Origin of the sequence: Polynucleobacter sp. Tro8-14-1 (assembly GCF_018881655.1) — a bacterium.
Classification (GTDB): Bacteria; Pseudomonadota; Gammaproteobacteria; order Burkholderiales; family Burkholderiaceae; genus Polynucleobacter.
The window spans coordinates 106130-129976 of record NZ_JACVPX010000005.1 but is presented as its reverse complement, the minus strand read 5'-3'; the positions used below and the strand labels follow the sequence as shown (position 1 = coordinate 129976).

General features: G+C 45.9%; 22 protein-coding genes. 7 read left to right on the top strand and 15 right to left on the bottom strand.

What is annotated here, in order from left to right:
- Positions 1 to 76: 76 nt before the first annotated feature.
- Complete coding sequence (locus ICN34_RS06940) at positions 77 to 886, bottom strand: YdcF family protein (protein ID WP_216121602.1); 810 nt, start codon at positions 884 to 886, stop codon at positions 77 to 79.
- A 76-nt stretch (positions 887 to 962) separates the two neighbouring features.
- Between ICN34_RS06940 and ICN34_RS06935 the strand changes: the two genes are divergently transcribed.
- A complete protein-coding gene (locus tag ICN34_RS06935) occupies positions 963 to 2435 on the top strand; it encodes a deoxyribodipyrimidine photo-lyase (protein WP_216121600.1) in 1473 nt (490 codons plus the stop codon).
- 49 nt (positions 2436 to 2484) lie between these two features.
- Positions 2485 to 3324 (top strand): symmetrical bis(5'-nucleosyl)-tetraphosphatase, encoded by an 840-nt coding sequence (locus ICN34_RS06930; RefSeq protein ID WP_216121599.1) that lies wholly within the window; start codon positions 2485 to 2487, stop codon positions 3322 to 3324.
- A gap of 35 nt (positions 3325 to 3359) precedes the next feature.
- Here the strand turns inward: ICN34_RS06930 and hemL are convergent, their stop codons facing one another.
- The 10 genes from hemL to ICN34_RS06880 all read right to left on the bottom strand — a co-directional run bounded on the left by hemL (position 3360) and on the right by ICN34_RS06880 (position 14015).
- Positions 3360 to 4661 (bottom strand): glutamate-1-semialdehyde 2,1-aminomutase, encoded by a 1302-nt coding sequence (gene hemL, locus ICN34_RS06925; RefSeq protein WP_072583438.1) that lies wholly within the window; start codon positions 4659 to 4661, stop codon positions 3360 to 3362.
- 13 nt (positions 4662 to 4674) lie between these two features.
- On the bottom strand, positions 4675 to 4845 hold the full coding sequence (locus ICN34_RS06920) for a rubredoxin (RefSeq protein ID WP_071464595.1): 171 nt from the start codon (positions 4843 to 4845) through the stop codon (positions 4675 to 4677).
- A gap of 30 nt (positions 4846 to 4875) precedes the next feature.
- Positions 4876 to 6312: a class I SAM-dependent RNA methyltransferase gene (locus ICN34_RS06915; protein ID WP_216121596.1), complete on the bottom strand. Its 1437-nt coding sequence runs from the start codon at positions 6310 to 6312 to the stop codon at positions 4876 to 4878.
- Positions 6313 to 6381: 69 nt separating this feature from the next.
- The gene (locus tag ICN34_RS06910) at positions 6382 to 6807 is read right to left on the bottom strand and encodes a CopD family protein (RefSeq protein ID WP_072583334.1); all 426 of its coding nucleotides are present in this window, start codon (positions 6805 to 6807) and stop codon (positions 6382 to 6384) included.
- A 29-nt stretch (positions 6808 to 6836) separates the two neighbouring features.
- Entirely contained in the window at positions 6837 to 8114 is a 1278-nt protein-coding gene (locus ICN34_RS06905) for a glutamate-5-semialdehyde dehydrogenase (RefSeq protein ID WP_072583335.1), read from the bottom strand.
- Positions 8115 to 8132: 18 nt separating this feature from the next.
- Positions 8133 to 9194 carry a DNA polymerase III subunit delta gene (holA, locus tag ICN34_RS06900; protein ID WP_072583336.1) on the bottom strand — a complete coding sequence of 354 codons (1062 nt, stop codon included), beginning with the start codon at positions 9192 to 9194 and terminating at the stop codon, positions 8133 to 8135.
- Between the two features lie 14 nt (positions 9195 to 9208).
- Complete coding sequence (gene lptE, locus ICN34_RS06895) at positions 9209 to 9733, bottom strand: LPS assembly lipoprotein LptE (RefSeq protein ID WP_216121594.1); 525 nt, start codon at positions 9731 to 9733, stop codon at positions 9209 to 9211.
- A gap of 14 nt (positions 9734 to 9747) precedes the next feature.
- Positions 9748 to 12420 (bottom strand): leucine--tRNA ligase, encoded by a 2673-nt coding sequence (gene leuS, locus ICN34_RS06890; protein WP_216121592.1) that lies wholly within the window; start codon positions 12418 to 12420, stop codon positions 9748 to 9750.
- A gap of 42 nt (positions 12421 to 12462) precedes the next feature.
- Positions 12463 to 13263 (bottom strand): 4-hydroxy-tetrahydrodipicolinate reductase, encoded by an 801-nt coding sequence (dapB, locus tag ICN34_RS06885; RefSeq protein ID WP_072583339.1) that lies wholly within the window; start codon positions 13261 to 13263, stop codon positions 12463 to 12465.
- Between the two features lie 68 nt (positions 13264 to 13331).
- A complete protein-coding gene (locus ICN34_RS06880; protein ID WP_255538596.1) occupies positions 13332 to 14015 on the bottom strand; it encodes an outer membrane protein assembly factor BamE in 684 nt (227 codons plus the stop codon).
- Between the two features lie 82 nt (positions 14016 to 14097).
- On the opposite strand from ICN34_RS06880, the gene fur reads away from it, so the two are divergent.
- Complete coding sequence (fur, locus tag ICN34_RS06875) at positions 14098 to 14550, top strand: ferric iron uptake transcriptional regulator (protein WP_072583439.1); 453 nt, start codon at positions 14098 to 14100, stop codon at positions 14548 to 14550.
- 146 nt (positions 14551 to 14696) lie between these two features.
- Here the strand turns inward: fur and gap are convergent, their stop codons facing one another.
- Complete coding sequence (gene gap, locus ICN34_RS06870; protein WP_072583341.1) at positions 14697 to 15725, bottom strand: type I glyceraldehyde-3-phosphate dehydrogenase; 1029 nt, start codon at positions 15723 to 15725, stop codon at positions 14697 to 14699.
- 41 nt (positions 15726 to 15766) lie between these two features.
- A complete protein-coding gene (gene tkt / locus ICN34_RS06865; protein WP_223146619.1) occupies positions 15767 to 17758 on the bottom strand; it encodes a transketolase in 1992 nt (663 codons plus the stop codon).
- 43 nt (positions 17759 to 17801) lie between these two features.
- Here tkt and ICN34_RS06860 point away from each other — a divergent pair, with 43 nt between their 5' ends.
- Entirely contained in the window at positions 17802 to 18563 is a 762-nt protein-coding gene (locus ICN34_RS06860; RefSeq protein WP_216121588.1) for a 16S rRNA (uracil(1498)-N(3))-methyltransferase, read from the top strand.
- Positions 18564 to 18596: 33 nt separating this feature from the next.
- Here ICN34_RS06860 and ICN34_RS06855 read toward each other — a convergent pair whose 3' ends face one another.
- Entirely contained in the window at positions 18597 to 19217 is a 621-nt protein-coding gene (locus tag ICN34_RS06855; RefSeq protein ID WP_072583343.1) for a barstar family protein, read from the bottom strand.
- Between the two features lie 128 nt (positions 19218 to 19345).
- Positions 19346 to 21667 carry an NADP-dependent malic enzyme gene (locus tag ICN34_RS06850; RefSeq protein WP_072583344.1) on the bottom strand — a complete coding sequence of 774 codons (2322 nt, stop codon included), beginning with the start codon at positions 21665 to 21667 and terminating at the stop codon, positions 19346 to 19348.
- A 105-nt stretch (positions 21668 to 21772) separates the two neighbouring features.
- Between ICN34_RS06850 and thiL the strand changes: the two genes are divergently transcribed.
- The 3 genes from thiL to ICN34_RS06835 are packed head-to-tail and all read left to right on the top strand — an operon-like array spanning position 21773 to position 23834.
- The gene (gene thiL, locus ICN34_RS06845; RefSeq protein ID WP_072583345.1) at positions 21773 to 22798 is read left to right on the top strand and encodes a thiamine-phosphate kinase; all 1026 of its coding nucleotides are present in this window, start codon (positions 21773 to 21775) and stop codon (positions 22796 to 22798) included.
- A complete protein-coding gene (locus ICN34_RS06840; protein ID WP_216121586.1) occupies positions 22795 to 23355 on the top strand; it encodes a phosphatidylglycerophosphatase A in 561 nt (186 codons plus the stop codon). Before thiL ends, ICN34_RS06840 begins: the two co-directional genes overlap by 4 nt.
- Complete coding sequence (locus ICN34_RS06835) at positions 23355 to 23834, top strand: CinA family protein (RefSeq protein ID WP_072583347.1); 480 nt, start codon at positions 23355 to 23357, stop codon at positions 23832 to 23834. The genes ICN34_RS06840 and ICN34_RS06835 overlap by 1 nt, the downstream gene beginning before the upstream one ends.
- The last annotated feature ends 13 nt before the right edge of the window (positions 23835 to 23847 follow it).

Sequence of the window (23847 nt, the reverse complement as noted above, 5' to 3'; positions counted from 1 at the left end):
ACTCTGAAACAGAAGCTCGTTCTGAAGCAGGGGGTGCTTTTTTAGCCGAAGTCATAAGGCTTATTTTACAGAATATCTAGATTTTTCCGGTAATCCAGTAAGCAAAAAGGCCAACAAGCTCATGAACAACATCATGCCAGTTTTGCGCCCCATCCACCAAATCAAATTCAGTCCACTGAAGGTGATTGGCGGTCTGATAATCTACCGGCAGAGGTAATACTGGCAAGTCTTGTTTTTGAAAGATCCTTACAGATCGATACATGTGGCTGGCAGAGGTAATTAAAAGCCAGGGTTTTAATTGTCCAGACTCATTCTTGGACCCAAATTCTTGAATGATGGGCTTCATATACAGCACATTTTCGTAAGTGTTACGAGACTGATTTTCATAATGCGCGTTCTGCTCGCTTAAGCCCTGCTCTTGAATCAACTGCTTAAATGCATCTGCCTCAGATAAACCTCTAGGTGTAATGCGCCCAGAGTAGCCACTGAATATATATGGCAATGAAGGATTCTTACGAATCAGCTCGAATGCCTTAGTAACCCGCTCAGCCGAGGAATGAATCGATACCTCACCTCTATCAACCGCAATTTCGCCACCGTTGATTGCTCCACCCAAAATAATGATTCCACCAACTTCACTCACTAGATCTTTGGATAACTCTACTTTAGGAGTGAGATTCTCAATACTTCTCAATAAAATCTCTGAGGTCGGGAGCCAGCCGACAATAAATAGATCTAGTAGCGCTAACAATAAAGATCGTTTGCACAGGTGCGGTTTTCGCAGGGATAAAAAGAAGAGTGCCAGCAATACGAAAATAGGCACCCAATTGAGCGGCTCAATGCAAAATTGCACTACCTTCGAGAGAATAAAAAAGATCGTATCCATAATTCCTTAAGATCTTAACCTGCCTACCCTGACTACCCGCCTGCATTTACTCTGAATAAGCCCTAATATAGGGGCTATGCAAAAAGCTCTCGTTTGGCTCCGCCGTGACCTCCGCCTCTATGACAATGCTGCGCTTCACCACGCCCTAAAAGAAAGTGGTCAAGTTTGGCTTACGTTCATTTTTGATACAGACATTCTCAAACCCTTATTGAAGGGTGATTTAGATGCCAATGGGCTCAAGCATGATCGCCGTGTAGATTTCATCTGGCAGGGCGTAAAGCAAATCGATGATGAACTTCAAAAGCAAGGCGGTGGACTGATCGTTCGCTTTGGCAACCCTACCGAATGTGTTCCTCAAATTGCAAAAGAGTTGGGCGTTGAAACCGTTTTCACCAATCACGACTATGAACCCTCAGCAATTGAGAGAGATGAAGCTGTTCAAGCATCTCTAGAAAAATTAGGGATTGATTTTAAGAGCTTTAAAGACCAAGTCATTTTTGAGAAAAAAGAAATTCTTACAAACTCAAATACTGTCTTTTCGATCTTTACGCCTTATAAAAATAACTGGCTCAAAACTCTCCAAGAAAAAGATCTCGCTGCATATGAGTGCAATCCAAAACCTGGACAGGTTTCAGCTGTCCCTAAAAAATTGGATCAAGAATTTCCTTCGCTTGAGTCGATGGGCTTTTGCCCCACCGGCATCGAAAGCTATCTACCGCCTGGCTCAGAGGGTGGTCAAGCCTTTTTGGAAGACTTCCTGCCACGCATTGATCAATATCAAATCGGTAGAGACTTCCCCGCAATTAAAGGCGTAAGTTATCTCTCTACGCATTTACGCTTTGGCATGCTCTCTATCAGAGGCTTGGTACGTGAAGCCCATCGTCGGATGTTGGCTGGTAGCATGGGTGCAACCATTTGGTTAAGTGAACTGATTTGGCGTGATTTTTATTTCATGATTCTGGCTAATCATCCTCGCTTAGCCACAGGCGCATCTTTTAAACCAGATTATGACAACATCGTTTGGGAATCTGGCTCTAAAGCAAAGAAGCTATTTGCTGCTTGGTGTGAAGGCAAAACAGGATATCCGCTTGTGGATGCAGCCATGCATCAACTCAACCAAAGTGGCTATATGCATAACCGCCTACGCATGGTGGTAGCGAGCTTTCTGACTAAAGATCTGGGAATAGATTGGCGCTGGGGCGAAGCCTACTTTGCAGAACATCTCAATGACTTTGAGCTTTCCTCCAATAACGGTGGATGGCAGTGGGCTTCTTCATCAGGATGTGATGCGCAACCCTACTTCCGTATCTTTAACCCCATTACCCAGTCAGAAAAATTTGATCCAGAAGGTAAATTTATTAAACGCTACCTGCCAAAATTAGAAAAGCTCTCTAAGAAATCTATCCATGCCCCCTGGAAAGCTGGCCATATTGAGCTCGAGGCTGCCGGGATCATAATCGGACGAGACTACCCTCTACCAGTAGTAGATCACGATGAAGCGCGCAAAAATACCTTGGTTCGTTACAGCGTGGTTAAAAAAGTCGCCTAATACACAGAATCATTAGCGCCCTATTCACAGTTCCGATTTAAGATAGCGTATGAGCAAGATCTACGCCGTAGGCGATGTACAGGGTTGTGCGCCGTCTCTCAAAGCCCTAGTCAAGAAACTTCCAAAAAAATCGAAGATGATTTTTTTGGGGGATCTCGTCAATCGTGGACCAGACTCGCTTGGTGCATTACGCCAACTCAAAGCCTTACAAGAATCAGGTCGTGCTGAATGCATCCTAGGCAATCATGATCTACATCTCTTAGCGATTGACGCAGGGCTTCGCAAATCTAAGGGCTTGGACACTATTGAACCCATACTGTCGGCACCAGATCGCAAAGAGCTGATTCATTGGATTCGTAATCGACCCATGGCTTTGAGCAATGGCAAAGTATTAACAGTTCATGCAGGAGTCTTGCCGCAATGGGATCTGCAGCAAACCATTGAATGCGCGCAAGAAGTGGAAAAAACTTTACGCGGTAAATCGTATAAAGATTTTCTAGCTAATATGTATGGCAATACACCAAATCAGTGGAGCAAGTCTCTGAAAGGTTATGAGCGCCTACGCGTGATTACCAACACCTTAACCAGAATGCGTTTCTGCACACCAACTGGAAAAATGGAATTTGAGAGCAAAGAAGGCTTGGAGCAAGGTCCCAAAGGCTATATCCCTTGGTTCACAGTCCCAGGCAGAAAGACTCAAGACGTTCTTACCTATTTCGGTCACTGGTCAACATTGGGCTTGCTACGTCAACACAATGTGATTGGCTTAGACACTGGCTGCGTATGGGGCGGCAAGCTCTCTGCCCTAGAAATCTCCAGCTCAAATAAAGACTCTAAAAATCTAGAGCTCATTCAGGTAAGTGGTTACGACCACCCACTCAGAATGTAAACAATCAGAAATATTGATTATTTAATCCTTAAAGCTCAAAGCTTTTTAAAGGATTTCTCAGCAGCAGCAATGATCGCATCGATTACTGCATTGTCATGTGCTATGGAAGTAAATCCGGCTTCGTAGGCAGATGGCGCTAAATACACACCTTCATCCAGCATGAAGTGGAAGAACTTCTTAAACGCCTCAATATTGGTTTTAGTAACTGCTTCATAGGTAGTTGGCACTTGATCAGCGAAGTAAAAGCCAAACATACCACCAACGCTATCCACAGCAAAAGGAACGCCGGCCTTATCTGCAGATTGTTTTAAGCCTGCCATTAACTTTTCTGTTTGGCCAGTCAAGCATTCGTAGAAACCTTCGCGAGAAATAATCTCCAAAGTTTTTAATCCTGCAGCAACCGCTACTGGATTACCGGATAAAGTGCCTGCCTGATAAACATTACCCAAAGGGGCAAGCTTATTCATGATCTCTTTCTTGCCACCAAACGCCGCCATAGGCATGCCGCCGCCCATGACCTTGCCAAGGCAAGTGAGATCAGGGGTTATGCCCTGCAAGAACTGAGCGCCACCTAAGGCGACTCTAAAGCCAGTCATCACTTCATCGTAGATTAAGACGCTACCATGCTTACTAGTCAAACTTCGAATAGCCGCTAAAAATTCTTTTGAAGGCTGAATGAGATTCATATTGCCGGCAATCGGCTCCAAGATCACAGCAGCGATCTGATCTCCCTGCTTTTTAAAGACTTCCTCAATTGCTGCCACATCGTTATACGGCAGAACTAAAGTGTGCTTCACCAAATCCTGTGGAACACCACCAGAAGAAGGCGCATTTTGGGTAGAGTCGGCAAAGGTAAGTAAGCCTGAACCTGCTTTAACCAAGAGACTATCGGCATGGCCGTGATAGCAACCCTCAAACTTGATAATCAAGTCACGGCCAGTGTAACCACGAGCCAGACGCAAAGCACTCATCGTTGCTTCAGTGCCACTAGAAACCATACGCACTTGTTCGACACTCGGCATAAGCGCACAGATACGCTCAGCCAATTCAATCTCGCCTTCAGTGGGGGCACCATAACTAAAGCTAGTTTCAGCAGCTTTCTGAACCGCAGCCACCACCTCAGGATTGGCATGACCCACAATCATTGGGCCCCAAGACATAATTAAGTCGATATAACGCTGATCATTGGCATCCCAGAAATAAGGGCCTTGGGCTCTTGTAACAAAACGGGGAGTTCCGCCCACCTGACGAAATGCTCGCACTGGAGAATTGACGCCCCCAGGAATTGTCTTTTGTGCACGCTCAAATAAAACTTCGTTTTGATCTACTTTTGCCATCATTGCTTCCGAATTAAATTGCCATCATTTCAAAATCTTCTTTACGGGCACCGCACTCTGGACAAGTCCAGTTCATCGGAACATCTTTCCAAAGGGTTCCGGGTGCAATACCTTCATCAGGCAAACCAGCGGCTTCGTCATAAACCCAACCGCAGATCAAACACATATACGTTTTAAATTCCATTACCTTGCTCTCCACATATTTTTAGTTACTTTAAGCTGGTCGCTTAGCATGCATCTCAAACTTGAATAAACGACACTCCAAAGGACCATTGAATAAAGGTGTGCGCTTGGATTCTTTAATGCGTAACTGACCTGGCAAAGCCATATCCGCTGTCAACACAAAGATATTCCAGCCACCAAAATCTTCTTTGAGGTGTTGGCCAAACTGACGCAAAAATTCCACAAACTTTGGATCCTGCTCTTCTTGAGCTTGAAGTTTCTTCAAAGACTCGCGACTTGAGCGCTTAGCACTTTGACGGCCTGTTTCTAAGTTCAATTCAAAACGATTGTCAGGTTCATCATCGTAATTAGCCTCTTCACTAGGAGCGCGATCCTGCCCACGTCCACCTTTAATTACCAGGCGCTCGCCATAAGGAGGATTTAGCAACATCACGCCCTCACTGAGATTACCTGGGGCTTTGGCTGCCAAAGCATCAACTTGACGCACTACTGGCTGATCGGGTAATTGGGCTCTTTGCCAATTACCTTTGAACATCGATACTAATTTCTCGTTAATATCGCCACCGGATATTTTCAGAGCATCGACATTGGGATATTGCTTACGCTTTTCCAGCATCAAAGCAAGTGCCGCCTCTTTCAAATCTACCCAGCGCTTTTGCTCAGCAGCTTCATTAAACGGCTTGAGCCTTTGAAACCCAAAACCGTGGGCTGATGTCACTAAAGGGCGATAAGCTAATCGACTTGGTTTGGCATCATCGCCATACATGCCCGCACGAATAGCGCCCGGTGGAACGCCTAGTGCTATCTGCGCAGCCTCAATTAAGAAGGTGCCACTACCGCACATAGGATCAAATAGGGTTTGGCCTGGTTTCCAAGCAGTAATCGATAAGATGCCAGCGGCTAAATTTTCCTTTAGAGGTGCATCACCCTTTTCATCGCGCCAACCTCGCTTAAACAATGCTTCACCCGAAGTATCCAAATAAATCGTGATTTGAGTAGCTGTTAAATGGGCCTGCACTCGTACGTCCGGAAAAGCAGTATCGATACTAGGACGATCGCCAGTCACGTCACGTAAACGATCAACGATGGCATCTTTAATTTTGAGCGTTGCAAAATTTAAGCTCTTTAATGGTGAGCGATGTGCCGTCACATCAACTCGCAAAGTTTGCTTTGAACTAAACCATTCCTCCCATGCCAAACCGCTCGCTAATTTATATAAGTCTTCTTCTTGCCTATAAGGCGCCTGGGCCATTTGCAATAACACCCGACTCGCAATACGGGAATGCAAGTTCAGTGCCATTGCAGCAGAAATCGGTGCAGCAAGACCAACGCCACCCGTAGGGCTAGTTGGCGTAGGATCAATTACCCATGCCCCCAAGGCCTTACATTCTGGGCGTCCAGCAATCTCTGCTAGCTCCTGGGCAAGCGGTACTTCCAAACCGCCTGGACAAACAACGAAAAATCTCATGATGCTAACAGTCGTTAAATGGGGGGATTAAAAAATAAAATAGTAATAAGCGGTATTAAAAAACTGGTCTTAAGGCTTAAACAACACTAAGACAACAATAATGACCAGCAAGATCACTGGGACTTCATTAAACCAACGAAACCAAACGCCAGATCGATTATTTACGCCTGCACGAAACTTTTTGAGCAAACTTAAACAGGCATGGTGATAGCCGATAACTAAAATCACAAAGAACAATTTGGCATACATCCAGATACCGCCAGCACCAATGCCAAAGTAAAGCCATAGCGTCAGACCTAGTAGTACCGCTGGCACGGCCAAGATAGTCATAAAGCGGAAGAGGCGGTCCGCCATACCCAATAAACGGGCATAAGCGTCAGAGTTTTTTTCTTCGGCCAAGTTCACAAAAATTCTGGGCAGGTAAAACAAACCGGCAAACCAGGATGTGATGAATACGATGTGAAAGGTTTTTACCCAGAGGTAGGCGTTGTTCATATGTAGTTTGCTCTATTTATCTTTTTACTTTAGGTCCGAATCTCACCATGACCCATGACCACATACTTCAATGAGGTCAAGCCATCCAGGCCAACAGGGCCACGGGCATGCAATTTATCATTAGAGATGCCGATTTCAGCCCCTAAGCCATATTCAAAGCCATCCGCAAAGCGAGTGCTGGTATTGACCATCACACTGGCGCTATCCACTTCACGCAAGAAGCGATCGGCCTGCGCTTTATTATTAGTAATAATGGCATCCGTATGTTTGCTGCCATATTGCTCAATATGATTCATGGCTTCATCAATATTAGCCACTGTCTTAATAGATAAGATGGGAGCCAAGTACTCAGTTTGCCAATCTTCTTCTTTGGCATCGACCAGATTCTGAAAGCCATTTGCCTCAAGGGTTTTGCGAGTCAAACTATCAACTCGTAACTCCACACCTTTATCTTGATAAATCTTGCAAAGCGTTGGTAAGACTTTCTGTGCAATATCTTGATTGACTAACAAGGTCTCCATCGCATTGCAAGGGGCGTAGCGTTGAGTCTTGGCGTTATCACATACCTTCACTGCCATTGCTATGTCCGCATCAGCATCAATATAAGTATGACAAATTCCATCTAAGTGCTTAATCATCGGTACACGCGCTTCAGCCATGAGGCGGGCAATCAAACTCTTACCACCGCGGGGTACGATCACATCAATGTATTGGGTCATTGTGATCATTTCACCTACTGCACTGCGATCGGTAGTAGTCACTACTTGCACAGCATCTTTAGGCAAGCCAGCAGCAGCCAGACCCTCTTGAATAATCTGGGCTAATAAAGTATTGGAATCAATTGCTTCGGAACCACCACGCAAAATCACGGCATTGCCAGACTTTAAGCACAATGCAGCTGCATCGATAGTGACGTTTGGGCGAGACTCATAAATGATGCCAATAACACCCAAAGGTACGCGCATCTGACCCAACTCAATGCCGGAAGCCTGCTTTTGCAAAGCAGAAATTTTGCCAATCGGATCATCCAAAGAAACAATTTGTTCTAAACCCAAAGCCATGGTTTCAATAGTCTTGGGAGTCATAGTTAAGCGATCAATAAAAGCGGCATCTTGCCCATTTGCTTTCGCACGCTCTACATCCACTTGATTAATCTTCTGAATCTCGGCAGCCTTCTGACGAACTACTTTAGCAATATGTAATAAAGCCTGATTCTTTTGCTCGCTAGATGCGCGCGCCATTGCACGCGATGCAGCGCGTGCTCGCATCCCAATGTCTTGCATCATTTCTTGAATGGATGAACTCATTTCTTAATCTCTTATTTCTTAACGAAGTAAATTACCAACTAAACGTAAGCCATCCCATGGGTCGGCAGGCAATTCAGCCGCATGCAAACCCTTTACTTGGCGATCTAGTCCTGCAGCTAACTGCATTGCTCTTCGCAGCTTGAGGGGCTGAACCCTTCTCAAGGCTGCTGGGTATAAACGTTCTTTATTTCCCCAAATCCGGTTGGCCCGCATCAAGTTCTGCACTGATTCGCCCGCATCGCTTGCAGCCTTCAATTTAGATAGTATTCGAAGCTCTTCAGTTACGCTCCACAGAATCAATACCAGCGGCTCACCCTCGCCTTTGAGGCCATCTAGCATGCGATTGAGCCTAGCCAGATCTCCAGCCAGCATTGCTTCAGTCAATTCGAACACGTTGTAGCGCGCTACCTTCAGAATGGATGAGCGAATTTGCTCCTCGCTTAGTTTTCCAACGGGATATAACAAACCCAACTTCAAAATTTCTTGATGAGCAGCAATGAGATTGCCCTCTACCTGCTCAGCAATAAATTCAAGTGCACGCTGACCCTCTGGACCCGGCCCTACCTCTTGATCTTGGCGCTTAAGTCGTCCAGCGATCCACTGTGGCAAATGACTGCGATCCAAGGAATCAATCTGGATTGCCATACCAGCATCATCTAAAGCACTGAACCAAGCAGAAGTCTTGGTCTTGCCATCCAAGCGAGGCAACACAATACAGACAACTGTATCTGGACCATCTAACCCGATAGGCTGCGCAGCAATTTGAGATGCGAACTGCTTAAGAGCGTCAGCTCCATCGCGTCCAGGCTTACCAGTTGGAATGCGTAGTTCAACCCAACGCTTATCGCCAAATAAAGACATGGTCTGACCAGCACTCAGAAGAGCGCTCCAATCAAATCCACGCTCTTGTAATAGCACTTCGCGTTCGGTGAAGTTTTGTTTCTTGGCAGCGGACCGCAATTGATCCATCGCTTCCATCATCAATAGCGGCTCATCACCGCTAAAAACATACAGCGGCAACATAGCGCCACCAGAACTCAAAGACTTGAGGTGCACTTGCAAGGCATCAACTTTAACCATGCCTTAATTGACCTCTAGAAAGCTCTTGATTGCTGCGCTCTTGCAGCAGCAACGCGACGTAAGATTTGAATAGCCAAATCCTTACGCATGAGGGTTAAGAATTGCTGAATTTGAACATCGGTAGCCAAAACAGTGGAAACCGTGAAGTCCATATCGCGAGTCATGTAAATCTCTGCCTCAGGCACGATTTCTGCTCCAGCCAAGTCGTAGGCTCTAAAGCCTACACGAATATTGAGGCGATATGCAGAGACTTGACCGTTGGAGTTGTAAGCCAAAATCTCGCGACCATTGATATCGTTAGTAATTTCCAAGATGAGATCTGCATCTTTAGGATTGATAGCAACTTTCGCATCCGTACCCGTCAGAATCGCCGTCTGTAAGTCTGCCCTGAGTGGTGGGGATGGGTTACCAGTAATTGCAATGACCTTGAATGGTAAATCCACCATACCACGCAGACGAAAGCCGCAAGCGATCAATCCACTTAAAGGGACGGTGGCAATCAAGCCTAGCATTGCACGACGAAGGGAATTTACGCGCATGTCTCTTTTTCTATTTAAGCAACAATATTGACCAAACGTCCAGGCACCACAATGACCTTTTTCGGTGAATTGCCATTCAAAGCTTTTTGTGCGGGCTCACTTTGTAAAGCCAATGACTCAACTTGCTCTTTACTTGCATCTGCTGGCACCTTAATGTCACCACGCAACTTGCCATTAATCTGCAACATCAAAGTCAGTTCAGTCTGCACCAATGCCGCTTCATCTACCGAAGGCCATGGAGCATCGAGCAAAGGCCCATAAGTCTTTGTATAAGCAAGATCTTTCCACAACACATGAGTCATGTGCGGAACTACAGGATAGAGAACGCGCAATAAGATGCTCAGACATTCACGCAAGACTGGCGCACTAATGGCAGCATTCTGCTCCAACTTGATAGGCTCAAGAATATTGAGCATCTTCATCGCAGCAGAAACCACCGTGTTGTATTGACGACGTTGATAGTCAAAATTAGCTTGCTTCAAAATCGTATGCACTTCACGGCGCAGTTCTTTTTCAGCATCGCTCAAGTTGCTAGGCAAGCTATCAGAAGCGTCACGCAATGCGCCTGCTTGAGCGCTGGAATACATCCAGACACGACGCAAGAAACGAGAGGCGCCATCCACACCAGCGCCAGACCACTCTAACTGTTGCTCAGGAGGGGCGGCAAACATCACAAATAAACGCGCAGTATCTGCGCCATATTGATCAATTAATGATTGAGGATCAACGCCATTGTTCTTGCTCTTAGACATCTTCTCAACACCACCAATGATGACTGGTGTATTTGAAGTGTCACCTATCAACTTGGCGCCTTGCGGACGACCCTTCTCATCAAGATCTAATTCCACATCCAAGGGATTAAGCCAAGTCTTTTTACCCGAAGCATCTTCAGAGTAATAGGTCTCATTGAGGACCATTCCTTGGGTCAGCAAATTCTGGAAGGGCTCGTCAAACGTGATGAGATTGAGATCGCGCATGACCTTAGTCCAGAAACGCGCATAGAGTAAATGTAAAATCGCATGCTCAATGCCGCCAATGTACTGGTCCATCGGCATCCAATATTCATTGCGCTCATCGACCATGGTCTTAGCATTAGGTCCGGTATAGCGCATGAAATACCAAGAGGAATCCACAAAGGTATCCATAGTGTCAGTTTCACGACGCGCAGGCTTGCCACACTTCGGACACTTCACATTCAAGAAGTCAGCGCGCTTATTGAGTGGATTACCACTGCCATCAGGTACACAATCTTCCGGCAATACTACTGGCAGGTCTGCCTCCGGCACGGGCACAGCACCACAACCTGAATTGCTCTCATCGCCACAATGAATAATCGGAATCGGCGTACCCCAATAGCGCTGACGAGAAATTCCCCAATCACGCAATCGATAGGTAGTCTTGATTTCGCCAATGCCGAGCTTTTCAAATTCTTTCGCAACAGCGCTCACCGCCTCTTCATGCGACAAGCCATCAAACTGAGCACTGTTAAAACAAACTACCCCTTCTTTTTGGGCATACCAATCTTCCCAACGAGTGGCATTAAACATTGGCGACTCGCCTTTGAGCGCAATCACTTGCTTAATTGGTAAGTCATACTTCAGCGCAAAAGCAAAGTCGCGCTCATCGTGAGCCGGCACGCCCATAACTGCGCCATCGCCATAAGACATTAATACGTAATTACCAACCCAAACAGGCACTGGCTCATGAGTCAAAGGATGTGTGACGTATAAGCCAGTAAACATCCCCTCTTTTTCTTGAGTAGCTAAATCAGCCTCGATCACGCTACCGGTCTTGCATTTCTCAATAAATGCGGCGAGCTCGGGATTGTTAGTGGCTGCCTTGGCAGCCAATGGATGCTCAGCTGCTACAGCGCAGAACGTAACACCCATGATGGTGTCTGCACGGGTAGTGAACACATACAAAAGGCCATCTTGAATAAAGTTACCGTGATCATCAGCAATATCGTGCTTAAAAGCAAAACGTACACCACGGCTTTTGCCGATCCAGTTTTGCTGCATGATCTTGACGCGCTCAGGCCAGCCCAAGCTATCTAAACCAGAAAGCAATGGTTCTGCATACGCAGTGATATTGAAGTAATAACCAGGGATCTCGCGCTTCTCTACTAAAGCGCCAGAGCGCCAACCACGACCATCAATCACCTGCTCGTTCGCCAAAACCGTTTGATCAATTGGATCCCAATTCACCACTTGCGTTTTGCGATACGCGATACCTTTTTCGAGCATCTTTAAAAAGAGCCACTGGTTCCAACGATAGTAGTCAGGACTACAGGTAGCAACTTCACGTGACCAATCAATCGCTAAACCCATCGCAGCCATTTGCTTTTTCATATAAGCAATGTTGTCGTAGGTCCATTTAGCGGGAGGAACTTTATTCTGAATGGCTGCATTTTCTGCAGGCATGCCAAAGGCATCCCAACCCATAGGCATGAGGACGTTATAGCCCTGCATACGGAGCTGACGCGCCATCACATCGTTAATGGTGTAGTTGCGTACGTGCCCCATGTGGAGCTTGCCAGATGGATAAGGCAACATTGAGCAGGCGTAGTACTTTGGCTTCTGTTTACCCTGCGCATCCACTGCGTTCTCGGCTACTTGATAGACTCGCGCACTTTCCCAATCAGCTTGCGCTGCCGCTTCAATACTGCGGTAGTCGTAATCCTTACTCATTCTTCGACAACTCTTTTCTTCTATTTTTAATTGATTGACTAATTATTTACGTAAGCCGAGAACATCTTGCATATCGAATAAACCAGAATTTTGGTTTTGCAAGAAACGGGCTGCACGCAACGAACCTTGCGCATAGGACTGACGGCTTGAAGATTTATGACTGATTTCAATACGTTCGCCATCACCTGCAAATAAGACAGTATGGTCACCAACAATATCGCCACCACGAATCGTTGCAAAACCAATAGAGCCTTCTTTACGTTCACCGGTATGACCTTCGCGTGCATACACGGCAACGTTATCGAGCTTTTCACCTAAAGCATCCGCAATCACCTCACCCATCTTGAGTGCAGTACCAGATGGAGCATCCACCTTATGCTTATGATGCGCTTCAATAATCTCAATGTCATAACCTTGATTGAGCATCTTTGCCGCGATCTCTAGCAACTTAAAAGTGGCATTCACACCCACGCTCATGTTTGGCGCAAAAACAATTGCTAGCTTTGCTGATGCATTTTTCAAGCTCGTAATTTGATCGGCAGTCAGACCCGTAGTACCAATAATCATTTTGGTGCCCGTCTTCTCAGCAACAGCCAAATGGGCCATCGTGCCTTCAGGCCTAGTGAAGTCGATTAAAAATTGTGCATTAGCTAAAACCTGGGGGACATCAGAAGAAATGAGTACGCCAGTTTTTTTACCCAAGAAGGCGCCAGCATCTTCACCCAACTGTGGGCAAGCATTATGCTCAAGCGCACCAACCAACTGCGCATCAGTTGTATTGAGAACGGTCTCAATCAACATCTTACCCATACGGCCTGTTGCGCCTGCAATTGCAATCTTCATCATTTTTCTTCGCTTCTGGTTAAAAGTTGCTGAAGGAACTCACTTCAGCATCAACACATAAGTAATTTTTACTTGGCTTCACTAGCCTGCGGAACATTAAGAGCGCCAGACCCCAATAGCTCAGGCTGAACATTTGGATCCTTTTTAGAAAAACTAAAAAAGTCCCAGAATGAACTACCAGTAGTAGCTGGTGGTATGGCCGCACCCGCTGCCAAATTATCCGTTTTACTTGGCACCATCAGTTCTGGTTGCTGCAATGGCGGGGTAACAGGTGGCTTATTGGATCCCGTAATGACATCCCAGAATGAACGTTTGGTTTTAGAGTAGTTATCGATCTCGGCAACCATCTCAACTTCTGTAGGCAAAGCATCACCGTCAAACTTCACTACTTTGTCGCCATCAAAGAACACTGTGACATGACGATCTTTGCCCATGACCTGACCAGCACGCTTGAATTCAAAAATATAATCCCAGCGATTCGCATGGAAGTAACTTGCCAATAACGGAGTGCCTAAAATTTGACGCACCTGCTCACGAGTCATACCTAATTGCAACTTAGCGTACTGCTCGCTAGAAATGAAGTTGCCCTGCACAACATCTGGAACATAAGGTCTAAAAACCTTATTCATCCAAGCGCGTTGAGTTTCATCAACGGCAGAAGTACATCCAACCACTCCCATCAATCCCAATAGAGCCAGGGACACCAGCCCCAATCGAGCAGGGGAATAAACACCCTTCAAAAACGGGTTCAAAAAGCGGGTAAAAAGTTCAAGGCAATTTTGCATGGCTGGCCGTATCATTAAGACATTGATTTTAGCTCCCAATGCCATAAATATGACCCAAAACCCTAGTCCTGAAGATTTACGCGATATTGGCCTAAAAGCTACCGGCCCAAGGATGAAAATCCTCGATTTTTTTCATCAAAACGGCGGAACCCACTTTAGCGCCGAAGATGTCTTCATGGCCCTAGCCAAAGAAGACAAAGAGATCGGTCTGGCAACGGTTTACCGGGTACTTACCCAATTTGAACGGGCTGGCCTTCTACTGCGTAGCCATTTTGAATCTAGCAAAGGTGATAGCAGGGCGATTTATGAATTGAATGAGGGTCAGCACCATGACCATCTGGTTTGTATCGATTGTGGCCATGTAGAGGAATTTGTAGACGAAGCCATTGAAAAAAGGCAGCGCGATATTGCTAAAAACCTGGGTTTTAAGCTCCAAGAGCATTCTTTGGCCATGTATGGCCACTGCCTGAAGAAAAATTGCCGTAACAAACAAGCTAAATAAAATTGCCAAAATAAGCAGTTTTCATCACTGCAGAAGCAAAAAAGACCCCAAATTGAGGTCTTTTTTACAAAATTAAGCCTAAAAAGAAGATTTAAGTGTTTTTTAACAACTTTTAAGTACTCTTAACTACTCTTATCTATTTTTTCTTACTTGACAGCCATTAACGCTTCAGCAGCATTGAGCATCTGCACTGAATAACCCCATTCGTTGTCATACCAAGCTAGTACTTTGACCAACTTGCCATCTGCAGAGACGCGAGTTTGGGAGGCATCATAAATACTTGGGCGTGGATCGTGGTTAAAGTCAATGGATACCAAGGGCAATGTATTGAAGCCCAAAATACCTTTGAGCTCCCCTTCGCTAGCAGTCTTGAGAATGGCATTCACTTCGTCAACGCTGGTGGCGCGACTAGCAGCAAAAGTGAGGTCGACAACAGAAACATTAATGACTGGTACACGCATTGCGAAGCCATCAAAGCGACCTGCCAATGCCGGCAAAACTAAACCAACTGCCTTAGCAGCACCTGTCTTCGTTGGGATCATGCTGGTAACAGCAGAACGCGCACGACGCATATCCTTGTGATACACATCTGTTAACACTTGGTCATTAGTAAATGCATGAATAGTAGTCATCAAACCAGATTCAATGCCGATCTTTTCTAAGAGCGGTTTAACTAATGGAGCCAAACAGTTTGTTGTGCAACTGGCATTAGATACAACCACATCGTTTGGCTTCAGCACATTTTGATTTACGCCGTACACAATAGTTGCGTCTACATCTTTTTCACCAGGAGCAGAAATCAATACTTTCTTTGCGCCCTGCTCAATATGAATCATGGCCTTTTCTTTTGAAGTGAACTTACCAGTACATTCCAAAACCAAATCAACGCCTAATTCACCCCATGGAGTTTCCGCAGGATTACGAGTGCAGAACATTTTGATGCGATCGCCATTAACCACCATGTAATCACCATCAACAGACACATCTGCTGGGAAGCGGCCATGCGCAGAGTCATATTTTGTAAGGTGCGCGTTAATAGCAATATCACCCATCGCATTAATTGCGACGATCTGGATATCACGACGTGGCTTGCCGTTTACTTGATCTTCATAAAGAGCACGTAATACCATGCGGCCAATACGCCCATAACCATTAATTGCGACACGAATTGTCATTTATTTCCCCTTACTAATATTGAATTTATTTCGTATTTTTATTATTTCTTTGCAATGCATTGTTTAACTGTCTTTGCAATCCGGTCAGCCGTTAATCCAAAATATTCATACAACACTGGTGCTGGCGCTGATTCGCCAAAGGTATCTACGCCATGAACTGCTGCGCAGCCATACTTCCACCAGAAATCACTCACGCCCGCTTCAACTGCAATGCGCGGAATATTCGCAGGCAATACTTTTGCTTTGTAGGCAGCATCCTGTTGATCAAAAACAGTGGTTGAAGGTACCGAAACCACGCGAATACCTAAACCTTCTTTTTCCAACTGCTGCACAGTTTGTAATGCAAGCGCAATTTCAGAACCAGTCGCAATAATGACTGCATCAATCTTGCCAGAAGGGTCACGCAAAACGTAACCGCCACGAGCAATTTCTTTAATTTGTGCAGAAGTACGAGATACAAATGGACAATTCTGACGACTAAAGATCAGGGCGCTAGGTCCATTTTTACGTTCAATGGCTGAGCCCCAGGCTACAGCACTCTCTGTGGTGTCACAAGGACGCCAAACCATGAGGTTTGGAATAAGGCGCAAGCTAGCAACATGCTCTACAGACTGATGGGTTGGACCATCTTCACCCAGGCCAATTGAGTCGTGGGTGAAGACAAAAATACTGCGCAACTTCATCAATGCAGCCATACGCAAAGCGTTACGACTGTAATCGGAGAAAGTTAAGAATGTGCCGCCAAATGGGATATATCCACCATGCAAGGCAATACCGTTCATGATGGCGCTCATGCCAAATTCACGCACGCCATAGTTGATGTGATTACCCCATTGATCAGCGCGCACAGGTTTGCATGAAGGCCAATTAGTTAGGTTGGATCCTGTTAAGTCGGCAGAGCCTCCCATGAATTCTGGTAAAGCAGGCGCCAAAGCTTCGATCGCGTTCTGACTTGCTTTACGAGTCGCAATGGTTTCAGCTTTAGTTTGGCAAGTTTTTAAGTACGCATTTAATGTAGATGAAAAATCTTTAGATAAATCACCCGCCATACGACGTTGCAATTCAGCAGCAAGTTCTGGAAATTTGTTTTTGTATTTCTGAAATTCTTTATTCCACTCGTGTTCGGCAGCCTGACCACGCTTTTTAAAATCCCATGCCGCATAAATATCTTTCGGAATTTCAAATGGAGCGTATGGCCAATTCAATGCGACACGTGTTTCAGCAATTTCAGCCGCGCCCAATGGTGAGCCGTGCACTTTATCGCTACCTGCCATATTAGGTGAGCCTTGACCAATTGCGGTCTTGCAGCAAATCAGGGTTGGCTTATCGCTCTTTTTAGCCTTTGCAATCGCAGCTGATACAGCCTCTGCATCATGCCCATCAACAGCGCGAATGACGTTCCAGCCATAAGCCTCAAATCGCTTTGGCGTATCTTCGTTAAACCAAGAAACGACTTTGCCATCAATCGAGATGCCATTGTCATCCCACAATGCAATTAACTTATTGAGTTTGAGTGTGCCAGCCAAAGAACATACTTCATGGCTAATGCCCTCCATCAAACAACCATCACCTAAAAAAACATAGGTGAAGTGATCAACAATATTAAAGCCAGGACGATTAAATTCTTCTGCCAATAATTTTTCAGCAAGCGCCATTCCTACTGCATTCGAAATTCCTTGACCCAATGGACCCGTAGTTGTTTCTACGCCGGGAGTAATTCCATACTCAGGATGTCCCGGAGTTTTGCTATGCAATTGACGGAAATTTTTCAACTCCTCAATCGGCAAGTCGTAACCAGAAAGATGCAAGAGTGAGTACAACAACATTGATCCATGGCCATTGGATAAAACGAAACGATCACGATCAATCCAATGTGGATCTGTTGGATTATGTTTTAAATGTTCATTCCAAAGACCAACAGCAATATCTGCCATACCCATTGGCATGCCAGGGTGACCTGAATTTGCCTGCTGTACTGCATCCATGGATAAGGCGCGAATGGCATTTGCCATACGAATTTGAAGATTTGACATCGTAAAAGTGGTCTCTGGAAAATTAATTGGCTATATTTCAGTAATGCCTCAATTTTATCTTCCCGGACCATGGGAATCCCAAAAGCCAACCGCCCTCCCCCCAGAGGTTGCCCACCATTTGCGCGTGAGACGTGTCCAAACCGGGGAATTTTTCCCTGTATTTGATGGAAAAGGCCAGGTAGCCAAGGGGGAACTACTCTCTTTGAACGGAAAAACAGGCCAAGTTCAGTTGACGGATATCCGTACCGACACCCATCGCGAGACACCTTATGCCATTACTTTGGCTCAAGGATTGGCTGGTGGCGACAAAATGGATTGGATTGTTGAAAAAGCAGTAGAGACTGGCGCCCAAAATATTGCCCCAATGCAATGTGAGCGCTCAATCCTCAAGCTTACCCGCTCTAGCGACCAGGAACGCGCCCAAAAGCGTCTAGCCCACTGGGAAGGGATCATTCAAGCTGCATGCGAACAATGCGACCGCACCGTCTTTGCAAGCCTGGAACCCATTCAAACGTTTGAAGCGTATTTGAAGGCGAGCCCCAAACCCGCACTTAAGTTATTACTCAGTCCAGATGCCACCAAAAGCCTGTATTCAGTGCTAATACAAAATGATCCTCAAGATATCGTCTTAATGATCGGCCCCGAAGGAGGTCATACCCCTGAAGAGGAGGCGCAAGCGCAAGCAGCAGGCTATCAATTGGTTTCACTGGGGGAGCGGGTACTCAGAACAGAAACAGCGGGTGTAGTGGCTATTACAGCCGTACACAGCATATGGAATCCTGAAATGCAAAATCGCCTCAAATAGAGGCGATTTATAGGGCTTACAAGACTTTAGCGATTAAGCAAAAGAATAGAAGACGCGGTATGGAGTGCGGCGCTCGGCCCAGAAATCAACGGCATCGCGGAAAACATCCAACAATGTTTCACGAGCTTCTTTGTCAAACTTCTGAGTGCAAGGCAGTCCTTCGAGCACCACTACAAATCCAGGCTGTGGGCCAGACTTGTCTACGGTAGTCGTCAAGGCATCTAACAAAGGATCGTAATTTTTTGCCTGCTGCTTAGTAAATTTGTAGGCAATCGCAATTGACTCCAATACTTCACCTTTAGTCATAGCATTGGCGCAATTGGCATAAATAAAGTGTTGACCCAATTCAGTTGCCGCTTCCTGCAAATCAGGAGTGCGGAAAGCGCGAATGGATTGAACGATATTAGGGCGCACACTGCGCAACATTGCCGGCGGTCCGGCATCGCGAACGGCCAAAGCGGCACGCCAAGAAGCTGTCACTTTTTTCCCCGAAACTTGATTTGCTGCATAGGTTTGTAAACGAGATAAACCGCCTTCAGCATAAATGTTGGCAGCGGATGATTCGGTTTCCAGTCGATCATTGCTATCCCAACTTTCAGCACGGCTATGTTCATCGAAGCTGGCTGTATTGCTGTTTTCAGAGCGATTATTCATGATGGGTGCTAGGTTACCCGTAACACGCCATCAAATCAAGCCCAAATACAGTGCATTTTATGTAAAGCACTGATTTATATAAAAATAACATATGTAAGTTATTGCTAACTTACATATGTTACCGATTCTTACGTAATGCCTCTGGCGTTGCTCGCTGCCTCTACAACCGCCAAAGTTGTCACATTCACAATACGGCGCACAGTTGCGGCTGGAGTGAGAATGTGAATTGGCTTAGCAACGCCTAGCAACAAGGGGCCGATTGCAATGCCATTGCCTGCTGCTGTTTTTAGCAAGTTATAAGAAATATTGGCAGCATCGATATTTGGCAGAACCAATAGGTTGGCATCGCCCTTCAGTGAAGATGAAGATACTGCACCTTCACGAATGCTTGCATCTAAAGCGCTATCGCCATGCATTTCTCCGTCAACCTCTAAAGTTGGATCTGCCTTTTGGAGCAATGCCAACACTTCACGCATCTTGACTGCAGAAGGGGCGTTGCTAGAACCAAAATTGGAATGGGAAAGTAATGCAACTTTAGGAGCTAGTCCTAGCTTTCTCATTTCACTTGCAGCCATGAGAGTGAGGTCTGCTAACTGTTCAGCAGTAGGATCAAGATTGATATGAGTATCCACTAAAAATACTTGGCGACCGGGAAGAATCAAACCTGACATCGCACCATATACATTTGCACCAGGCTCATGCCCAATCACTTCATCAATATATTTCAAGTGCGTAGCGATATTGCCGACTGTGCCAGAAATCATGCCATCGGCAAAGCCTTTTTGAATCAACAGACTTCCAATCAAGCTGTTGCGGCGACGCACTTCCAACTTAGCAAACGACTGAGTTACACCCTTACGCTCTGTGAGTGCAAGGTAGGTTTGCCAGAAATCACGGAAGCGTGAATCATTCTCTGGATTCACAATCTCAAAGTCATCTCCCGCCTTCATACGCAGGCCAAACTTCTCGATACGATGCTCGATCACTGCAGGGCGACCAATCAGAATTGGGGTAGCAAGATGCTCATCAATGATGATCTGCACTGCACGCAATACACGCTCATCTTCACCCTCAGCGAACACAATACGTTTTTGATTTGCTGGTACACGTTTAGCAATGCTAAAGAGTGGCTTCATCAAAGTACCTGAGTGGTACACGAATTGCTGCAACTGATTGCGATAGGCATCGAAATCTTTAATCGGACGTGAAGCCACGCCATCATCCATTGCCGCCTTAGCAACCGCAGGAGCAATGACTGTAATGAGACGTGGATCAAATGGTTTTGGAATTAAATACTCCGGGCCAAAGGATAAGTTATCGAGACCGTAAACAGAAGCAACCACTTCGCTCTGTTCTGCTTGAGCCAATTCCGCTACTGCCTTTACAGCTGCGACTTCCATGCCACGGGTAATCGTTGTTGCACCCACATCCAATGCGCCGCGGAAGATGAACGGGAAACACAAAACGTTATTCACTTGGTTCGGATAATCAGTACGGCCCGTTGCCATCACTGCATCTGGACGAACCGCTTTTACTTCTTCAGGCAAGATTTCTGGGGTTGGATTTGCCAAGGCATAAACCAATGGCTTCGGCGCCATCTTCTTCACCATGTCTTGCTTAAGCACACCGCCAGCAGAAAGACCTAAGAAAATATCTGCACCTTCAATCGCTTGATCAAGCGTGCGCAAATCCGTATCTTGGCAGAACGGCTCCTTTTCAGGGTCCATCAACTCTTTACGGCCTTTGTATGCAACACCAGCCAAGTCAGTAACCCAAATATTTTTACGCTGAATACCTAAATCAACCAATAGGTCTAAGCAAGCTAGCGCAGCAGCACCCGCCCCTGAGGTAACCAACTTAACTTCTTCTACTTTTTTACCAACCACCTTCAAACCATTGATGATGGCGGCTGCAACCACAATCGCTGTACCGTGTTGGTCATCATGAAAGACTGGGATCTTCATGCGTGCTTGCAACTTACGCTCAACGACAAAACAATCAGGCGCTTTAATATCTTCTAAATTAATGCCGCCAAACGTTGGCTCTAGTGCCGCAATAATTTCTACTAACTTATCGGGATCGCTTTCATTAACTTCGATATCGAAAACGTCAATGCCGGCAAACTTCTTAAAAAGAACCGCTTTACCTTCCATCACCGGCTTACTTGCCAGCGGTCCAATATTTCCCAAGCCTAAAACAGCTGTACCGTTCGTAATAACGCCAACTAAATTTCCACGGGCGGTGTACTTGAATGCATTGGCCGGATCTTTAACAATTTCTTCGCAAGGAGCTGCAACGCCAGGCGTGTATGCAAGGGCTAAGTCTCGTTGATTGGTTAATTGCTTTGTTGGTGCAATTTCAATTTTTCCCGGAGTCGGAAACTCGTGGTACTGAAGCGCTGCCTCTCTTAAGGCTGCAATTTGTTGCTCTTTATTATTTTCTTTGCTCATCCACTAACTCGCTAAGTTCTGTCTTATCTTCATTTAGTTAAGACTTATAAGACTTCAATTCTATTCCTCTCGGACATTCACCTCATAACCGCCATAAAATGGGGCATGTCTTCTCGCTCCACCCCCCTCGGTGAATTTGACCTGATTGAACGTTTTTTCAAAACGGGCGCGGATTCAACGCGCTCTAAAGCAGATCAAAGTGTTACCTTGGGTATTGGTGATGACTGCGCCCTGATCAAACCACCAGAAAATGAAGAAATAGCCATTACCAGCGATATGTTGGTGGAGGGCAGGCACTTTTTTGCTGGCGCCGATGCCGCCCTATTGGCCCGCAAAGCCCTAGCAGTTAACCTTTCAGACCTCGCAGCCATGGGGGCAAGTCCGCTGGGGTTTACTTTGGCAATCGCCCTACCAAAAGTAGATGAAGTCTGGCTAGAAGCTTTCTCTAAAGGGCTTTTTGCCATTGCTAAGGAGTATTCCTGCCCCCTTATCGGCGGCGATACCACTGCAGGCCCCCTAACCATCTCGATCACCGCCTTTGGCAGCATCCCTGCCGGCAATGCTATTCGCAGATCTGGAGCAAAGACGGGTGATGACGTTTGGGTCTCGGGTTCGGTTGGAGATGCCAGACTTACTCTTGCTGCACTGCGTCATGAAATAAATCTATCTAGCGAAGATTTACAACGAATCGAAAACCATATGCATCAACCAAAGCCGCGCATTGAATTAGGCATTCAATTAAGAAATGTGGCGAGCGCAGCTTTAGATATCTCTGATGGCTTGTTAGGTGATTTACGCCATATCTTGAAGCAATCGCAAGTGGATGCGCAAATTCATCTGGGCCAACTACCAAAATCGAACATCTTGAAAAAACAAGAATCTTCTATTCAAAATTTATTTGCTGCATGTGGTGGTGATGATTATGAGCTTTGCTTTACTGCACCATCAAGCCAGCAGAAAAAAATACAGGAGATTGGTAAGTCACTTCACTTGCCACTAACACTGATTGGAAAAATACTTCCGAAAAAAGATGATCAGGCAAGAGTATATTTACTAGATGCATCAGGAGCTCTCCTGAGTGATTCACAAGCAGCTCCTTTCCTCAACTCATTTGACCACTTCGCACGATGACCAATGTTGAGCATTCCGCAGAAGTGATACCAAACTTCAAATGGGTTTTTCAAACTGCCAGTCGCACTATTGCCTTTGGCTTTGGTAGCGGATTAAGCCCTGTAGCTCCAGGCACTGCCGGCACGCTCTGGGCCTGGGCTGCATTTCTAATAGGTGAATACTTTTTCAGTACGGCAGACTTTCTCTGGATCATTGGTGGCGGCATTTTGCTCGGCTGCTGGATCTGCGGCCATGTCAGCGAAGAGCTTGGTAAAAAAGATTTTGGCGGTATTGTTTGGGATGAGATCGTCGCGTTCTGGCTGGTGCTTATCTTCATCATGCCAGCTAATGCTTGGATGCAGTTTATTACTTTTGCGCTATTCCGATTTTTTGATGCCATCAAACCAGGACCTATTGGCATGATTGATCGTCACTTTAAAAATACAGCAAGTAATAGCACTCAGCGATCAAGCTTCTTGCAAATCATTTGGCGAGGGTTTGGAATTGTGGTGGATGATCTTGCTGCTGCATTTTGTACACTGCTCGCAGTAGCCTTGATACAGTTTCTCACTAGATAATGAACTCAATTGATCTCACCAAAACATTAGCCGAGATTTTGCTTTCTAGAAATTGGATGGTGTCGCTCGCAGAATCTTGTACTGGTGGTCTTGTATCTGCCACCCTGACTGAACTTGCAGGCTCAAGCGAGTGGTTTGAACGTGGCTATATCACTTACAGCAATGAAGCAAAAACGGAGTGCCTGGCGGTCCCAGCTCAGCTAATTGAGTCCTATGGGGCTGTCAGCGAGCCAGTGGCTAAGGCCATGGCCGAAGGTGCGCGGATCAATTCAGGAAGTGATGTAGCTATTTCTGTCACTGGGATTGCCGGCCCGTCAGGCGGGACCGCTGAGAAGCCCGTAGGCACAGTCTGTTTTGGCTGGGCGACTGAAAATCAAACCCTCACTAAAACCATGCATTTTGACGGTGATCGTCAAGCAGTAAGGCAGCAAGCAACCGAATTTGCACTGACTGAGTTAATCGCACTACTCAGAAGTTAAGCGCAAATACAGA

Coding starts and splice junctions, on each gene's coding strand:
- ICN34_RS06940 (WP_216121602.1), bottom strand. CDS start 886: ATGGATACGATCTTTTTTATTCTCTCGAAGGTAGTGCAATTTTGCATT.
- ICN34_RS06935 (WP_216121600.1), top strand. CDS start 963: ATGCAAAAAGCTCTCGTTTGGCTCCGCCGTGACCTCCGCCTCTATGAC.
- ICN34_RS06930 (WP_216121599.1), top strand. CDS start 2,485: ATGAGCAAGATCTACGCCGTAGGCGATGTACAGGGTTGTGCGCCGTCT.
- hemL (WP_072583438.1), bottom strand. CDS start 4,661: ATGGCAAAAGTAGATCAAAACGAAGTTTTATTTGAGCGTGCACAAAAG.
- ICN34_RS06920 (WP_071464595.1), bottom strand. CDS start 4,845: ATGGAATTTAAAACGTATATGTGTTTGATCTGCGGTTGGGTTTATGAC.
- ICN34_RS06915 (WP_216121596.1), bottom strand. CDS start 6,312: ATGAGATTTTTCGTTGTTTGTCCAGGCGGTTTGGAAGTACCGCTTGCC.
- ICN34_RS06910 (WP_072583334.1), bottom strand. CDS start 6,807: ATGAACAACGCCTACCTCTGGGTAAAAACCTTTCACATCGTATTCATC.
- ICN34_RS06905 (WP_072583335.1), bottom strand. CDS start 8,114: ATGAGTTCATCCATTCAAGAAATGATGCAAGACATTGGGATGCGAGCA.
- holA (WP_072583336.1), bottom strand. CDS start 9,194: ATGGTTAAAGTTGATGCCTTGCAAGTGCACCTCAAGTCTTTGAGTTCT.
- lptE (WP_216121594.1), bottom strand. CDS start 9,733: ATGCGCGTAAATTCCCTTCGTCGTGCAATGCTAGGCTTGATTGCCACC.
- leuS (WP_216121592.1), bottom strand. CDS start 12,420: ATGAGTAAGGATTACGACTACCGCAGTATTGAAGCGGCAGCGCAAGCT.
- dapB (WP_072583339.1), bottom strand. CDS start 13,263: ATGAAGATTGCAATTGCAGGCGCAACAGGCCGTATGGGTAAGATGTTG.
- fur (WP_072583439.1), top strand. CDS start 14,098: ATGACCCAAAACCCTAGTCCTGAAGATTTACGCGATATTGGCCTAAAA.
- gap (WP_072583341.1), bottom strand. CDS start 15,725: ATGACAATTCGTGTCGCAATTAATGGTTATGGGCGTATTGGCCGCATG.
- tkt (WP_223146619.1), bottom strand. CDS start 17,758: ATGTCAAATCTTCAAATTCGTATGGCAAATGCCATTCGCGCCTTATCC.
- ICN34_RS06860 (WP_216121588.1), top strand. CDS start 17,802: ATGCCTCAATTTTATCTTCCCGGACCATGGGAATCCCAAAAGCCAACC.
- ICN34_RS06855 (WP_072583343.1), bottom strand. CDS start 19,217: ATGAATAATCGCTCTGAAAACAGCAATACAGCCAGCTTCGATGAACAT.
- ICN34_RS06850 (WP_072583344.1), bottom strand. CDS start 21,667: ATGAGCAAAGAAAATAATAAAGAGCAACAAATTGCAGCCTTAAGAGAG.
- thiL (WP_072583345.1), top strand. CDS start 21,773: ATGTCTTCTCGCTCCACCCCCCTCGGTGAATTTGACCTGATTGAACGT.
- ICN34_RS06840 (WP_216121586.1), top strand. CDS start 22,795: ATGACCAATGTTGAGCATTCCGCAGAAGTGATACCAAACTTCAAATGG.
- ICN34_RS06835 (WP_072583347.1), top strand. CDS start 23,355: ATGAACTCAATTGATCTCACCAAAACATTAGCCGAGATTTTGCTTTCT.